The sequence below is a fragment of the Nannocystis punicea genome, from assembly GCF_026965555.1.
Classification (GTDB): domain Bacteria; phylum Myxococcota_A; class Polyangia; order Nannocystales; family Nannocystaceae; genus Nannocystis; species Nannocystis punicea.
Window position 1 is genome coordinate 37,520 of the sequence record NZ_CP114040.1, and the last position, 15,706, is coordinate 53,225.

Sequence of the window (15,706 nt, forward strand, 5' to 3'; positions counted from 1 at the left end):
CGAGGGATGAAGGTGCACTCCTCGTATCGCCAGGCGCTCCGCGTCTGCTCCGTCGCCCCGTTGAGCAAGCGTCGTGCCACGGGCCGACGCGGCAGGGCCTCGGCTTTCAGCGGACCCGACGCGCGCGCTCGTGCCCGCGAGCGTTCACTGAGCGTTCACCAGGCCCGCTTGAACGGCCGGAGCGACGCCGTAAGACCGCGGGCACGGCCGTGAGCGCGCGCGTCGGCGTCAAGTGGCGTCGTAGATCTCGACGACAGTGACCTCGTCGTCCGTGCGGCAGACGAGGAGCTGCGCGCCGTCCGGAGACAGGCCGATGGCCGCGCTGCCGTCGCCTTCGAGGCACGGATCGTCCGCCCACTGGGGATTGCCGTCGGCGGTGAACTTCTCGACGATGCGATATTCCTCGGTCGCAGCGAACACCGCATCGTCGGCACCGGCGACGACCTGGCCGTACCAGCCGACCTCCTCGCTCCAGAGCATGGTCAAGGCGGCGTCGAGGCGAGCGGCGAAGAAGTCCCCGCCGATGTCGGTGATGCCGGTGATCACGATCGAGCCATCGGACAGGGCGGCCACGTGTTCGACCTCCTCTTGCTTGCCCAGGTCGAGGGTGTCGATCGCCTCGAGGGCGCCGTCGGCGGCGAGGCGGGCCACCCATAGATCGTTCTGGATCGGCGTCGGCGAGCTCTGGCCGACCATCACCACACCCCCGTCGGCGCGCAGGGCCAGCCCCTTGGTCATGTCGTCGTCAAAGTTGTAGGGCATCGGGAATTCGGCGATGTCGATCTCGCCCATCGCCGCGTCGTAACGGCGGAGCACGCCCGTCATGTCGAACGCGAAGTCCTTGTAGAGGCCGCGCTCGCCGGCGACCAGGAACTCGCCGTCCGCGGTGACGACGACCCCCTGGTTCCGGCCCTGACGACAGGGCGGCGAGTCGCACATGTTGGTGCTGTCGATGTGCTCCCACAGCAGCGCCCCGGTCGCGTCGTAGGCGGCCGTCCACGGCAAGAACTCGAAGCTGCCGGGTGTGGGATCGGCGGCGAAGCCGGCGATCACCGCCACCCCGTCGCCGCGCACCGCGAGCGCGAACGGGCGGACGAAGCTGTACTGCGGGGGGTGGACCACCGACCACGCCGGCTCGCCGTCGACGAAGCGGTGGAGCTCGGCGCGGTAGGAGTCGGAGTTCGACTCCCCGGCGAGCACGGTGATCGCCTGGCTGTCGTCCATCGCGATGCCGAAGCACTTGGTGGGCTCCGGCATCTCCCAGCGCGCGATCAGGCGCGATTCGCTGCAATCGAGGCCGGTGGTCGATTCGCCCGTGGAGCTCGTGGTGGTCGCGCCGGTGCTCGTCGTACCGGTCGGCTCGGCGCTCGTGGTGGTCGTGGGCTCGGCGGTCGTGGACCCCGGGGTCGTGGCCTCGTCGGTCGTGGTCTCGGTGGTCGAGGCCCCACCGGTCTCGGTGGCCGAGGTGGTGGCATTGCCGCCCGGACAGGCGGCGAGGAGGAGAACGACGGTGAGAGAGCGGCTAATTTGAAACGACATACGCGCGAAGACGATACCAGGGCGGACATCCTCACGCGAAACGGGTCGACGTGACCGGGCTTGCAATATCGATGGGGGGGATGAACCACCGCCGCCTCGTGGACAATCCACCGAGTCGCGCGGAGCACTTACGAGCGGAGGCGAGCCTTTCTTTCATGCATCGATGGGCACGCCCCAAAAGGTGAGATCGTACGAGCTTCTCACGTGCGGTCGAGCTTGCCGACCAGCCCGAGCTCGACCGCCAGGCCGTCGAGCGAGAAGTGGGGGACGACGGCCAGGGCGCAGCGGAACCACTGCTGCTGGCCCGGGACCTCCGTGACGGTCACTCGCGCGCTGCGCAGCGGCTTGCGGGCGCGCGTGTCGGGGGGCGGGTCCGGCATGTCCGAGACGTAGCCGCGCAGCCAGTCGTTGAGCTCGCGCTCGAGGTCGGAGCGGGTCTTCCACGCGCCGATCTGCTCGCGCTGCAGCACCTTCATGTAGTGGGCGATCCGGGCGATCACGAAGGTATAGGGCAGGCGCGAGCCGACCTCGTCGCTGCGCGCGGCGGCCTGGCCTTCGGGCGTCCGCGGGTACAGCTTCGGCCGGTGGGCCGAGTTCGCCGACAGGAACGCCGCGCTGGCGCTGTGCTTGCGGAATATCAGGCCGATGAACCCCTGCTCGGACAGCTCGCGCTCCCACTGATCGTCGAGCGAAACCTCGGTCGGGCTCTTGGTCTTGAGGTGTCCGCCCTGCTCGTAGATGTGCAGCGGCAGGAAGTGGATCGCCCCGCCGCCCTGGGGACCGATGATGTTGGGGCACCAGCGGTAGCGCGTGAAGCTGTCGGCAATCCGCGCGGTCATCGCCAGCGACGCCGGCGCCCAAAGGTAGCGCTCGTGGTGATCGATCACGTCCTCGGCGTACGGGAATGACGTCACCGGCGCGTCGGGCCGGTGGGCCGGGGACACGTACTCCGATGAATCCTCCGGGACGTGCACCAGCTCGCCGTAGGGGTAGCGGAGCTGGAACCGCGGCATGCACACGCCGACGAAGCGCGCGTCCTCGCTGTCGCGGAACGAGCTCCAGCGGGCGTGCTTGCCGCCGTCGAAGAGCGCCGGCAGATCCTTGATCTTCGGCAGCTCGGTGAACGACGACAGGCCGAACATCGCCGGCGCCGCGTTGACCAGGATCGGCGCGTGGGCCATCGCCGCCACCGCCGCGCACTGCTTGAGCAGCCCCACGTCGTCGCCGTCGGGCCCGAACTCGTGGGTCGAGCACAGCACCGCGTAGGGCTTGCCGCCGAGCGTGCCGAATTGGCGGCGGTACACCAGCTCATAGAGCCCCGAGCCGGTGATGTCGGGCGCGTCCTCGAAGTCGACCCGCAGCTCCTCCTTCGTCACGTGGACCAGATCGAGGCCGATGTTCTGCTCGAAGTCGATCCGATCGATCAGGTAACGCGCTCCGCGCCACGCGGCCTCGAGCTGCTGCACCCGCGGGTGATGTAGGATCGCGCTGACCTGCGCCGACATCCGCCGATCGATCTCGGTGATCATCGCCTCCACCAATTGGCGATCGACCTTCCGCGCCCCCGCGTCGGCCTTGCGCAGCAGATCGTCGAGCAGCCGGTGCGTCCCCTGTCGCACCAGCTTGTAGCCGTCGCTCCCGCGCGGTCCGACCCCGCTGACCGTGAGCAGCTCCGACAGCAGCGTCCCCTTCGGCCCCTGATCATTCCCGCCACCACTCGTCATTTCAGCCCCCTCGCGCGCGCAGGCGAACGCCCACCCACCATTTAACGGCATCGTAGAGACGCGCGGCCGCGGTGTCCAGCGCCGCCGCGTGCGCGTGTTTGGCCGGAACATTCGTATCATCCTGACCCCGATTCGACGTCGCGCCGAGATTCTGACCGTATCGCAGAGCTCGCTGCGATGAATCGCGCGTGAGTGCATAAACGCGACGGCGCGAATTAAGCATAGGAAAAGCGACGGCGCGAATTAAACATAGGAAAAGCGACGGCGCGAATTAAACATAGGAAAGTAGATGCGCACACATTCGCGGGAACCGCGATCCTTGAATTCACCGCAGCGCGCTTGCTACGTTGCTCGTCCGCGATGAGGAGCCGGAGGAGACCCTGTGGAGTCTGAACTGCTCGCCGCGAGCATGATCGGCGGCAACTCGGCCCGCTTCGAGGTCGACGGCTCGTCCAACCCCTACTTCGTGACCCGCTTCTCCGGCGTCGAGGCCGTCTCGGAGCTCTACGAGTTCAAGATCGAGGTCGCCTCGCGCTACGTCGACGTCGACGAGCTGGTGGGCGCGACCGCGGCCCTGCGCCTCGCCGGGGTCGACCGCAGCCCCCGCACCGTCCACGGCATCATCTGTCGCGCCGACTACGCCGGCGAGGTCCCGCCGCGCTCGACCTACCGCATCACGCTGGTGCCGACGATGTGGCGGATGCAGTTCCGCCGCAACAGCCGGATCTTCCAGAAGATGACGACGCCGGCGATCTTGCAGGCGGTGCTGTCGGAGGCCGGGGTCGCCTTCCAGGCCCGCCTCGCCGGCAGCTACGCGCCGCGCGACTACTGCGTGCAATACCGCGAGAGCGACCTCGCGTTCATCCGCCGGCTGATGGAAGAGGACGGGATCGCCTTCTACTTCGAGCACGGCGAATCCGCGCACACCGTGGTGCTGTCCGACGTCAACACCGGGCGCGTCAAGATCGAGGGCGACCCGACGCTCTCCTTCCGCATCGACGAGCAGATCCGCGGCGGCGAGCACGTGAAGAAGTTCTCGCTCGGCCGGCAGATCGTGCCCGGCGGCGTGGTCGTCCGCGACTACGACCTGTACGCCTCGCAGAACGTGGAGGCCCGCGACCAGGGCCGCGACTACGGCCAGCTCGAGCTCTACGAGGCCCCGGTCGGCGCGCGCGACCCGGGCCTCGCAGCCGCCCGCGCCAAGGTCCGGTTGGAGGAGGCGCGCACCCCCGGCAAGATCGCCACGGGCACCAGCGACTGCGCCCGCCTCGTCCCCGGCCACTCCTTCACCCTCGCCGGCCACATGCGCGGCGAGCTCGACGGCGATTACCACGTCATCCGCATCGTCCACCGCGGCGAGCAGCCGCGGATCGTCTACGCCGACGCCGAGCTCGTCTACGACAACGAGTTCGTCGCGCTGCCGACCGAGACCCCGTATCGGCCGCCGCGCGTCACCGCGATCCCGTCGATCCGCGGCGTGCAGACCGCCACGGTCGTCGGCCCCGCGGGCGAGGAGATCTACGTCGACGAGCAGGCGCGCGTGAAGGTCCAGTTCCACTGGGACCGCGCCGCGCCGTTCGACGAGACGAGCTCGTGCTGGGTCCGCGTCAGCCAGGCGTGGGCCGGCACCAACTTCGGCGCGATGTTCATCCCGCGGATCGGTCACGAGGTCCTGGTCGAGTTCATCGAGGGCGACCCCAACCGGCCGATCATCACCGGGCGGATCTACGACGGCACCCGCACGCCGCCGTACCCGCTGCCCGACGAGAAGACCAAGAGCACGATCAAGAGCGAGTCCTCGCCGGGCGGCGGCGGCTTCAACGAGCTCCGCTTCGAGGACGCCAAGGGCGCCGAGGAGGTGTTCATCCACGCCCAGCTCGACATGAACACCGTGGTCCTCCAGGACGCCACCCGCGACGTCGGCCGCGACGACGCGCTCATCGTGCGCAACAACCAGAGCGAAGACGTTTTGGTGGATCGCTCGGCGTCGGTCGGCAACAACGAGACGATGAAGGTGGGCGTCGACCAGAGCCTGGTCGTCGGCCAGCACCAGACCAACGTCATCGGTCAGAACCAGGTCAACACGGTGGGCCTCAACCAGGCCAGCACGATCGGCACCAACCAGATCAACACGATCGGCGGCGACCAGACGACCACGGTCCACGCCAACCGGCGCGTCACGGTCACCGGCGGCCAGGACACGGTCGTCGGCGGCGACCGCACGCTCAGCGTCATGGGCCACCACCTCGGCGCGGTGGCGATGGACAACGCCCTGGCAGTCGGCGGCAACCAGCACGTCCAGGTGTTCGGCACGCAGACGATCGAGGTCGGCCTCGACCAGCTCGTCACGGTGATCGGCAGCACGATCTACAACGCAGGCATGATGGTCGCCGCGACCATCGGCGCCGACGCCATCGTCACAGTCGGGGCCAACCACACCCTCGGCGTCACCGGGATGCGCACCACCGCCGTCGGCGGCACCGACACGCTCACGGTCACCGGCGCCCTCACGGTCAGCGCCGCGACGATCACCCTCACCGCCGGCGCCTCGTCGATCACCCTGTCGCCGAGCGGGATCAGCATCTCGACGGGCGGCACCGTGACGATCGACGGCTCGCTCGTCACGGTCAACATGGGCAACGCCCTCGGCGGCTTCTTCTGAGGATGGAGCTCTTCGCCGCCGGTCTTGTGAAACGGAGTCGCCCGCGATGAAGCTGCAGAACTTCACGCCGTACCCCGCGCATCTGTTCCGCGGCTGCATCGACGAGGAGCGGGTCCTCGCCGGCGTGATCGTCCGCGTCACTCACGACATCGTCGACGGTCGCCTGCGCCCTGCGGCGGAGCAGCCCTGGGGGGTCTCGGCGGGTCCGTATCAGGGCCCGCTCGGGCCGATGGCGAGCGACCAGCGGTTCGTCCGCGACGGCGTCGACGTCATGCTCTTCGGCGCCGCGCGCAGCGAGGGCGGGCGCGCGGTGCCGCGGATCGACGTCGGGGTCGAGGTCGGTCGCAGCTGGCGCTCCGCGCTCGTCGCCTGGGGCGAGCGGGTGTGGCGGAGCGGCGTCACCGGCCTCGTGCCGTCCGCCCCCGAGCCCGTGTGCGAGGTGCCGTTGACGCTCGCGCGCGCCTACGGCGGCGCCGACGAGTGGGACGGCCTCGAGGTCGCGTACCCCGACAACCCCGAAGGTCGCGGCTTCTACCTCGAGCGGTCGCGGGCGCACGGCGGCCTGCTGCCCAACCTCGAGGACCCGGCCGCACCGATCCGCGCCTGGGACGACCGCCCCGAGCCCGTCGGCACCGGCACCTGTCCGCAGCACTTCGGCCCGCGGGTGCGCCGCGGCCTCGAGCTCGACGAGGCCACCGGCGCGGTCCGCCGGATCAGGCCCGGCTTTTTCAACGACGCCTTCCCGAACATGATCGCCCCGCGCGCCCTTCCCGGCGATCCAGTGGTCGTCCGCGGTGTCCGCGAGGACGGCCCGCTGGTCTTCACCCTGCCGCGCATCGACCTCCGCGTGCGCGTGCAGATCGGCGACGACGGCGGCGAGCGCACGCCGGTGCTCGACCAGATCGGCGTCGACGCCGACGCCCGCCGCGTCTTCCTCACCTACCGCTATTCGTTCCGCTACGTGGTCACGCCGCACCAGCGGCGCCACTGCACGCTCGGGCTCGTCGAGCCGGACTGAGAGGCCCGCAGTGTTCGCAGTGATGAAGAACTGGGACCTGATGATCGGCGTCGATCCTCACATCTGCTGGCCGCCGGGGGCCCCGCTGCCGCTGCCCAACCCGGTCCCCTACGTCACGGTCATGGTCCTCAACGGCCTCCAGCCGCTGACGCCGATGCTCGCGCCGACCAGCCAGACGTTCTACGGCCTGACTGTCCAGCGCGGCAGCGACATCGGCCCCGGCATCCCGCACATCGGCCCGCCCAGCATCCTCACTCCGCTCGACGTCCTGTTCAGCTCCTCCGTCTCCTACTTCGGCGCCAGCGCCTACACCCACGAGGGCCAGCCCTGCGCGGCAGCCCTGCTGGTCGCAGTCGGCCTCAACGCCAACTGTCAGGAGCCGGTGTCGCTGCCGACCGGGCTGGTCCTCTGCGTCACCACGCACTTCACCTGGATGTCGCCGTTCGACATCATGTTCGGCTTCGCCTGCATGATCTTCGACGCCGCGCTCGAGTTCGCCGGGCAGAACGCCTCGAACTGGGCCAGCGGCTTCGTCACCCGCAACGTCATGAACCCGATCGCGTCGCGGATCACGGCCAAGATGGCCTCGAGGACAGCCGGTAAGAGCGCCGCAAAGACGGCCGGCAAGACGGCCGGCAAGACCGCCGCGAAGACGACCGCGACCGCGCAGGCCTGGCAGAAGGCCCGCCCCTCGGGCGCGCCCGGCAAGACGACTCCGACCGCCGGCGGTCATCGTCGACCCGCGCCGCCGGCGGGACCGCCGAAGAAGAAGGAGATCCTCCTTGCCATGGTCAAGGACATCTTCTTCGACCTCGGCATGGCGGCGCCGATGTCGCTCGTCCACATGCTCGGCATGGAGATGCTCGAGCTCACCGGCATCGAGGAGTTCGGCGCCCCGCGCGAGGAGCCGCAGTCATGACTCGGGTCCAGACGGCCCCCTCCGACACCGCGGCTCAGCTGTCCGTCCGCCTGCCCGACGGCGGCTGGGCGCTGGCGATCCTGGCCAAGCGCACCTACGAGTTCGACGACGCCGGCCGCCACGGCCCCGCCGCCGAGCAGCCCGGCTTCGTCCTCGCGCCGGTGTGGGACCGCGAGCTCCCCGAGCTGCTGGTCGCCGACATCGACACGTACATGTACAAGCTTCGCACCGACGTCGTCGTTCAGGGCCACGTCTACGGCGACGGCCAGGCCTCGCGCGTCGACGCCGAGGTCGCGGTGGCCGGCCGCGGCGTCCGCCTGCGCGTGGTCGGCGAGCGTCGCTGCGCGCTCGCGCCGGTCGGCGGGCTGCGCTTCTCGACCGCGACCGCGGTCGAGCGCGTGCCGCTGCGTTACACCCACGCCTACGGCGGCCGCGACCGCGTCCACGAGGCCCGCCACGGCAACCCTGCGCGCGAGGACCTGCGCTTCCGCGGCATGACCGACGCCCAGCTCGACGCCGCCTCGCCCTATCTCTACCCGCGCAACCCTCACGGCCGCGGCTATTTGATCGAGGCCACGCGCGAGGCCGTCGAGTCGCTCGAGCTGCCGCAGATCGAGGACCCCGAAGATCTCCTCCGCACCGATCGCCTCGCAGTCGAGGACTTCCGGCGCTGGCACCACATGCCCCTGCCGCGCGGGACGGACTGGATCGACTACGCCTGGTACCCGCGGATCGCCATGCTCGGCGTCGTGCCCGTCGCCGGCGACTTCGATCGCCCGCCCGCCGAGGTCGCGCGCGGCCTCGTGCCGGCCTCGCTCGCCGCCGGCGACGGCACCAAGCCGCCGCATCACGCCCTCGAGGTCGGCAGCGGCGCGTCGCTCGGCTTGCAACTCCCCTACCTGCGCGGCGGCGAGGCGATCGTCCTCCAGCACATCCACCCGCGCCGCCCTCGCTTCGAGCTGCGCGTCCCGGCCGCGCCCGAGCTGGCGATCGACGCCCGCAAGGGCGGCGCAGTGCAAGCGGTCGAACCAGTCCTCCACACCCTCCTGATCGAGCCCGACCACCGGCGCATGACCGTGGTGTGGCGCGGCTGCGGCCCGACGCGACGGCGCCACGCCCCGCACGAATTTGCAAAAATGCCGATGCGCGTGGCCTGGCGTGACTGAGCGCGAGCGCTCGAGCGACCGCGCCTCGGAGCCCCGTGGCGTGAATCCATGCGATGGCCAATGTCACTCGCCGAGCCCGCGGTCGAGGCGCCGTGCGACGACGGACATGTCGGAATGAACATGTCCCGAAAGTCCGCGACGCCCGCGAGCGCCCGCGAGCCTGTCGGCGCGTGTGGCGCCAGGACCTGCGGGCCTCGTGGCGGACGTCGGCACCTCCTCGTTCGCCGCTGCGGCGGGTCTTGCCCCGGTCGCGCTCATTTTTTGCCGGCGACGCGGGGACCAGCGGACAATCGTCCTCATGCCGCGCTCGCCGCGAGATGTTCCGGCGCCCCGTCGCTTTGGTTTTCGCGCGCTGTGCGTCGGCGTGGCGCTGGTCGCCTGTTCGTCGCCGCAGGGCGAGCTGTCGGAGGCCCCGGAGAGCGCGCCGACGGTGAGCGACGAGAGCTCGCCGGCGTCGGCCGCGGTGGAGCCTGTGGCGAGCGGTGAGGCCGAGGAGGCGGCGCCGACGCGGGCCGAGGAGGCGGCGCAGATCTCGACGCCGCTCGGCCACCGGGTCGTGAGGTCGGGCGCGATCGTGTACGCCGGGCCGAAACGCCGCGAGCGCCGCGGGCGAACCGAGGCGAAGCGACCGTTCGCGATCTTCAGCGTCGAGCCCGGACCCGACTGCGAGGGGGAGGGCTGGGCCCGGGTCGAGCAGGGCGGCTTCGTGTGCCTCGAGTTCGCGGCCGCCAGCGACGGGCCGCCGCAGATCCAGCCGGAGCTCGCGGACGGGCAGATGCTGCCGTTCATCTACGCCAGGCCGAAGATCCTCGATCGCAAGACCGGGGCGATCGCCAAGGTGCCGCGCTATCAGGACCGCTACGCGCTGGTCCGCGGCGACCCGCCGCTCGACTGGCTGGGGCCCGACCGGCAGTACACCTTCGTCCGCACCAAGACCCGCCGCGCGGGCCTGATGCTGATCGACGCCGACGAGCGCGCGACGCCGGCCCGCGACATGAAGATCGCCGCGCCGAGCGTGTTCACCGGCCGCGAGCTGGCCCGCGAGCCGATCGCCTCCGGGCTGCGACCGGCGTGGGCCGTGGGCCGCCCCGCGGTGCTGCGCGAGCGGCCGGAGGCGGCGGCGCGCCAGGTCGCGGTCGTCGACTACCACGCCCCGCTGAACATCGACCCCGAGCCGATCGTGGTCGGCGAGGAGTCGTGGTACGCGGTGCCCGACGGCGCCGGCGCGGGCACGAAGGCCTACGTCGTCGCGGCCGACATGAACTACTGGATCCCCGGCCCCGAGCTGACCGAGGCGAAGCCGGACCAACTGTGGATCGATGTCGAGCTCGGCCAGCAGACGCTCGCGGTCATGCGCGGGCAGTCGCCGGAGTTCGTCACCCTGATCTCCAGCGGCGCGGGCGGCACCGGCACCCCGCTGGGGCTGTTCCGGATCTACGAAAAACTCGCCATCTCGCCGATGCGCAGCGGCCCCAACGCGGAGGACCCGTACTACGTCGACGGCGTCCCGTGGGTGCAGTACTTCCACCGCCGCTACGCCTTGCACGCCTCCTACTGGCACGACGACTTCGGCAAGCGCCGCAGCCACGGCTGCATCAACCTGTCGCCGAAGGACGCCGCCCGCGTCTACGCGCTCACGACCCCGAAGGTGCCCCGCGGCTGGAACTCTCTGCTCGAGCACACCGGCGACCCCGGCACGCTCGTGCGCGTCCGCCGAGGCACCGACGCGGTCACCGACCGCCGCCTGCCCCTCGGCGTGATCGAGGAGGGCCAGGAAGGCCAGGAGTGATCTTCTAAAAAACACATAAACATGTCCTTGGGGACATGTGTTCTAGCGCGAGACGTCGGGGAATCGCGACCCCTGCCTCTCGGCGTGATCGAGCTCGCGCAGGAGTGACATCGGACATGTCCTCGAGGACATTCTGCGGTGGATGAGCGAGCGTGGCCGCGACGATCGCCGCTGCCCCCGCGGCGTGCTCGAGCCTTCGCAGGCGTGACGTCGGGCATGTCCTCGAGGACATTCTGCGGTGGATGAGCGAGCGTGGCCGCGACGATCGCCGCTGTCGCCGCGGCGTGCTCGAGCCCGCGCGGGACCGACATCGGACATGTATTTAAGAACATGCGAGCATGAGATCGGCACACCTCCGCGGATGCGCGTCGCTGTCTCCTGCGCCGCCTGTCTCACGCGTTCGCGTGCATCTCGGTCGTCATGTACGTCACCGCGAAGTCGACGAAGGCCCGCACTCGCGCCGGCAGGTGGCGCTGGCCGGGATAGATCACGTGGACCGGCAGCTCGGGCGCGTTCCACTGCGGCAGCACGCGCACCAGGCGGCCCGCGACCAGGTCCTCGCGGGCGAGCCAGTCCGGCAGCACCACCACGCCGAGCCCGGCCCGCGCCGCCTCGCGCAGGCTCGTCACGCCCTCCGACACCAGCACCGGTGAGATTGCGATCGTCTGCGCCGCCAGCTTCGGCGCGGTCAACGTCACCGAGGTCGAGCCGCCGAACTGCGCGCCCGCCAGCGCCAGCCACGGCCAGCCGCGCAGGTCCTCCGGGGTCTGTGCCTTCGCTTGGCGCTGGAGCAGCTGCGGCGAGGCGACCACGTAGCGCACCACCTTGCCTGCCGGCCGCGCGATCACGCTGTCGTCGGTGAGCTCGCCGACCACCACCCCCGCGTCGTAACCCTCCTGGATCATCGTCGCCGGGCGGTTGGTGTAGCCGAGCTCCGCGGTGACGCCGGGGTGCGCCTGCACGAACCGGCTGATCAGCCGCGACACCGTGAATTGACCGAAATCGATGGTGGCGAACAATCGCAGGTGTCCGTGCAGCGCGGCCTGCTCGGCGTGCAATCGCTGGGCGGCCTCGTCGGCCAGCGCCAGGATCACCCGGGCGTCGGCGAGCAGGCGGTGACCCGCCTCGGTCAGGCACATCCCGTGGGTGTCGCGGCGCAGCAGCGCCGCGCCGCAGCTGTCCTCGAGCGCGCGCAGGTGACGGCTGAGCGACGGCTGCGGCACCTTCAGCGTGCGCGCCGCGGCGGAGATGCTGCCGCTCTCGACGATCTGCACGAAGTCGCGGAGCAGCGTCAGGTCGTCGAAGGGCGTCATTCAGTCTCTGAATAAGCGATAGCCGCGGCCTCTGGCTACCCGGGGACGGCCCTCGGCGGCATCTTCCTCGTCATGAACAACGTCGACACCACCACCACCACCACTTCCAGGGTCGCCCTCGTCACCGGCTCCTCCCGCGGGATCGGCGCTGCCGTCGCCCGGCGGCTCGCCGTCGATGGGTTCGCCGTCGTCGTCAACTATGCCGGGCGGGTCGCCGCCGCCGAGCAGGTCGTCCGCGACATCGAGTCGGCCGGCGGCCGCGCCATCGCGGTGCAGGCCGATGTCGCCGACCCTGCCGCAGTCGCCGCCCTGTTCGACCGCGCCGAGGCGGCCTTCGGCGGCGTCGACGTCCTCGTCAACACCGCGGGCGTCCTCCAGCCTGGCCTCGTGCCGATCGCCGACACCGACGACGCGCTGTTCGATCGCCTGATCGCCACCAACTTCAAGGGCACCTTCAACACCATGCGCGTCGCGGCCCTGCGGCTGCGGCGCGGCGGGCGGATCGTCAACTTCTCGACCAGCGTCGTCGGCCTCGCGCTGCCCGGCTACGCCGTCTACGCCGCCACCAAGGCGGCCGTCGAGACGATGTCGAACATCTTCGCCAAGGAGCTGCGCGGCCGCGAGATCACGGTCAACGCGGTCGCCCCCGGGCCGACCGCCACCGACCTGTTCCTCGACGGCAAGACCCCCGAACAGGTCGCGCAGCTCGCCAGGATGGCGCCGCTCGAGCGCCTCGGCCGCCCCGAAGACATCGCCGACGTCGTCGGCTTCCTCGCCGGCCCGCAGGGCGGGTGGGTCAACGGCCAGACCCTCCGCGTCAACGGCGGCATCGTCTGAACGATCTTGAAGAATAATCACGCCGCTCAATCACAGCACCACGAATCGAGGTACTGCCATGAATCCCGCCATCGTCCTCCTCACCGGCGCTTCCAGCGGCATCGGCAAGCTCAGCGCGCGGACCCTCGCGCTCGCCGGCCACACCGTGTACGCCAGCATGCGCGACCTCGAGGGTCGCAACGCCCCGGCCGTCCGCGAGCTCCGCGAATTTGTCACTGCCCATGAGGTCGACCTGCGCCCGCTCGAGCTCGACGTGCAATCGCAGGAGTCCGCCGAGCGGGCGATCGCCGCCATCTACGCCGCGCACGGCCGCCTCGACGTCCTCGTCCACAACGCCGGCCACCTGCTCGTCGGTCCGGCCGAGGCGTTCTCGCCGGACGAGATGATGCGCGCCTACGACGTCAACGTCCTCGGCGCGCAGCGGGTCAACCGCGCGGCGTTGCCCCACATGCGCGCGCAGCAGTTCGGCCTGTTGCTGTGGATCGGCAGCACCACCACGCGCGGCGGTCGCCCGCCGTTCATGAGCCCCTACGCCGCAGCCAAGGCGGCGCTCGACTCGCTCGCAGTCGATTACGCGTTCGAGACGGCGCGCTTCGGCCTCGAGACCACCATCGTCGTGCCGGGCGCCTTCACCCACGGCACCTCGCACTTCCCCAACGCCGGCAGGCCGAGCGACGCCGCCACCGTCGCCGCCTACGACGCTCGCTATCACGGGATCCTCGACGCCATCGGCGAGCGGCTGTCGGCGCTCACGCCCCCTGCAGCCGACCCGCAGGCGGTCGCCGACGAGGTCGCGCGCGTCGTCGCCTTGCCCGCCGGCCAGCGCCCGTTCCGCACGGTCATCGACTTCGTCGGCGACGGCTTCGCCGAGGTCAGCGACGTCGCCGAGCGCGTTCGCGTCGACTTCGCGCGCCGGATCGGCATCGGCGACCTGCTCACGCCGACGCTCACCCGCCGCGGTTGAGACGTCACATTGGATGATCGGCGCGCCACGATTCGCCGCGCGACGCGACTATCACCGGTGTGCGCAGGTAACACGGATGTGCCTCCTTGTGCGCGGTTTTCGATAAAACTATAGATGAACGCCGAGAGCGGCCCGATCGGACGTCATGCCGCGGATGGTGTGCGCGTCGCGGTCCGGCTGCATCGCTCGAGGCGAACCAGGATCCACAGACATGACCACGGTTTCGATCATCATCAGCAGCACGCGCGAGGGTCGGTTCGGCGACAAGCCGGGGCGATGGATTCATGACCACCTGGCGCAGCGTCCGAGCGTGAGCGCGAAGCTCCTCGACCTGCGCGACTTTCCGATGCCTTTCTTCGACCAGGCGGCGCTGCCGGCGATGCCCGGTCGTCCGGCCTACCCGCACGAGGCGGTGCAGCGCTGGACGGCCGCGATCGGGGCGTCGGACGCGTTCGTGATCGTCGCCGCCGAGTACAACTACGGGCCGCCGGCCGTGCTCAAGAATGCGCTCGACTGGGTCTACGCGGAGTGGAATCGCAAGCCGGTCGGCTTTGTCGGCTACGGCGGCGCCGGCGGGGTGCGCAGCGTCCAGCAGCTGCGCGAGGTGGCGATCGAGCTGCAGATGGCGCCGATCCGCAACTCGGTGCACCTGCCGCGCGAGACCCTGATGGCGCACTTCACCGGCGGCGACGTCCCGGGCGCGCTCACGGCCAGCGACGGCGACGCGCACAAGATGCTGGGCGATCTGCTGTGGTGGGCGAGCGCCCTCAAGACGGCGCGGGCGGCCGCCGTCTGACCGCCAGCCGGTGACACGTCCGCCGCGAGGACGCCGAGCTGCCCTTATTTATTAAACTCACCGCCCGGCTCGTCCTCGCTGCCCTGCTCCTGTCCGTCAGCGGCGACGTCGCCGCTGCCGTCGACGACCCCGAGTGTCTCGGCGACGCCTGCGGCCGCTCGAGCGAGCAGCGCGCCGAGCAGGGCTTCCTCGCCGCGCTGTGGGGACGACCTCCTCGCCCTGTTCGCCTGACGCCTCAGCGCGCGGACAGGGCGTCGACCAGCTCCTGCGTCGTGACGATCGCGTGGGCGAAGGTCGGGCCGTTGATCTCGTGCGCCGCCCGCATCGCCTCCTCGGAGAACGCCGCGGTCGCGTCCTTGACCAGGGTCACGTGATAGCCGAGCTCGACCGCGAACCGGCTCGTGCACTCGATGCAGGTGTTGGCGATGAGGCCGATCACGATCACCCTGGCGATGTCGTGCTGCTTCAGCAGCATGTCGAGGTCGGTGTTGGCGAAGCCGCTCGAGGCCCAGTGCTCCTTGACGACGATGTCGCCCGGCTGCGGACCGAAGTCCGGGTGCCACTCGCCGCCCCAGCTGCCCCTGGCGAACACCTGCGTGCGGGCGGCGTTCTTCTGATAGGGGTTCGGGTGCTGCCAGCTCTCGAGGTCGCCCGGCTCCCAGCGGCGGTGCGGGACGATGAAGACGCGGATCCCCGCGGCGCGGGCCGTCGCGACGACTGCCCGGAGGTTGTCGAGCAGGCCGACCTTCTCGGCCACCCCCTTGAGGCGCGGCCAGACCTTCCCGCCCTCCGACAGGAAGTCGTTGTACGGATCGACGAACAGGAGCGCGGTTCTTGCGGCGGGGTACGATTCAGTCATGCGATTGTCTTTCGAGGGGCGGCGAGCGAGCGGGCCGCCGCGAGGCGACGCGTGCATCGGATGATTACCACCGCGCGCCCGCGAGTGGCCAGGAGGGGCCGAGCGTGGTCGTGTTCGGGT

The 15,706-nt window shown here is 70.4% G+C and carries 12 protein-coding genes; 8 read left to right on the top strand and 4 right to left on the bottom strand.

Annotated elements, in window-relative coordinates; translation table 11 throughout:
• Positions 1 to 228: 228 nt before the first annotated feature.
• Together O0S08_RS00120 and tssC are read right to left on the bottom strand one after the other, a co-directional pair.
• Positions 229 to 1,539 (bottom strand): hypothetical protein, encoded by a 1,311-nt coding sequence (locus O0S08_RS00120; RefSeq protein WP_269036874.1) that lies wholly within the window; start codon positions 1,537 to 1,539, stop codon positions 229 to 231.
• 200 nt (positions 1,540 to 1,739) lie between these two features.
• Positions 1,740 to 3,263: a type VI secretion system contractile sheath large subunit gene (gene tssC / locus O0S08_RS00125; protein WP_269036875.1), complete on the bottom strand. Its 1,524-nt coding sequence runs from the start codon at positions 3,261 to 3,263 to the stop codon at positions 1,740 to 1,742.
• A 382-nt stretch (positions 3,264 to 3,645) separates the two neighbouring features.
• Between tssC and O0S08_RS00130 the strand changes: the two genes are divergently transcribed.
• The 5 genes from O0S08_RS00130 (at position 3,646) to O0S08_RS00150 (ending at position 10,817) form a co-directional block, all read left to right on the top strand.
• The gene (locus O0S08_RS00130) at positions 3,646 to 5,925 is read left to right on the top strand and encodes a type VI secretion system Vgr family protein (protein WP_269036876.1); all 2,280 of its coding nucleotides are present in this window, start codon (positions 3,646 to 3,648) and stop codon (positions 5,923 to 5,925) included.
• Between the two features lie 46 nt (positions 5,926 to 5,971).
• On the top strand, positions 5,972 to 6,943 hold the full coding sequence (locus O0S08_RS00135) for a DUF2169 family type VI secretion system accessory protein (protein ID WP_269036877.1): 972 nt from the start codon (positions 5,972 to 5,974) through the stop codon (positions 6,941 to 6,943).
• Positions 6,944 to 6,953: 10 nt separating this feature from the next.
• Positions 6,954 to 7,862 (top strand): hypothetical protein, encoded by a 909-nt coding sequence (locus O0S08_RS00140; protein ID WP_269036878.1) that lies wholly within the window; start codon positions 6,954 to 6,956, stop codon positions 7,860 to 7,862.
• On the top strand, positions 7,859 to 9,028 hold the full coding sequence (locus O0S08_RS00145; protein ID WP_269036879.1) for a DUF2169 domain-containing protein: 1,170 nt from the start codon (positions 7,859 to 7,861) through the stop codon (positions 9,026 to 9,028). The genes O0S08_RS00140 and O0S08_RS00145 overlap by 4 nt, the downstream gene beginning before the upstream one ends.
• Positions 9,029 to 9,326: 298 nt before the next feature.
• On the top strand, positions 9,327 to 10,817 hold the full coding sequence (locus O0S08_RS00150; RefSeq protein ID WP_269036880.1) for a L,D-transpeptidase: 1,491 nt from the start codon (positions 9,327 to 9,329) through the stop codon (positions 10,815 to 10,817).
• A gap of 392 nt (positions 10,818 to 11,209) precedes the next feature.
• Here the strand turns inward: O0S08_RS00150 and O0S08_RS00155 are convergent, their stop codons facing one another.
• Positions 11,210 to 12,130 carry a LysR family transcriptional regulator gene (locus O0S08_RS00155; RefSeq protein WP_269036881.1) on the bottom strand — a complete coding sequence of 307 codons (921 nt, stop codon included), beginning with the start codon at positions 12,128 to 12,130 and terminating at the stop codon, positions 11,210 to 11,212.
• A 72-nt stretch (positions 12,131 to 12,202) separates the two neighbouring features.
• Here O0S08_RS00155 and O0S08_RS00160 point away from each other — a divergent pair, with 72 nt between their 5' ends.
• The 3 genes from O0S08_RS00160 (at position 12,203) to O0S08_RS00170 (ending at position 14,727) form a co-directional block, all read left to right on the top strand.
• Positions 12,203 to 12,967: an SDR family oxidoreductase gene (locus O0S08_RS00160; RefSeq protein ID WP_269036882.1), complete on the top strand. Its 765-nt coding sequence runs from the start codon at positions 12,203 to 12,205 to the stop codon at positions 12,965 to 12,967.
• 58 nt (positions 12,968 to 13,025) lie between these two features.
• The gene (locus O0S08_RS00165; RefSeq protein ID WP_269036883.1) at positions 13,026 to 13,931 is read left to right on the top strand and encodes an SDR family oxidoreductase; all 906 of its coding nucleotides are present in this window, start codon (positions 13,026 to 13,028) and stop codon (positions 13,929 to 13,931) included.
• 211 nt (positions 13,932 to 14,142) lie between these two features.
• A complete protein-coding gene (locus O0S08_RS00170; protein WP_269036884.1) occupies positions 14,143 to 14,727 on the top strand; it encodes an NADPH-dependent FMN reductase in 585 nt (194 codons plus the stop codon).
• 235 nt (positions 14,728 to 14,962) lie between these two features.
• Here O0S08_RS00170 and O0S08_RS00175 read toward each other — a convergent pair whose 3' ends face one another.
• Positions 14,963 to 15,586 (bottom strand): cysteine hydrolase family protein, encoded by a 624-nt coding sequence (locus O0S08_RS00175; RefSeq protein WP_269036885.1) that lies wholly within the window; start codon positions 15,584 to 15,586, stop codon positions 14,963 to 14,965.
• Positions 15,587 to 15,706: the final 120 nt, after the last annotated feature.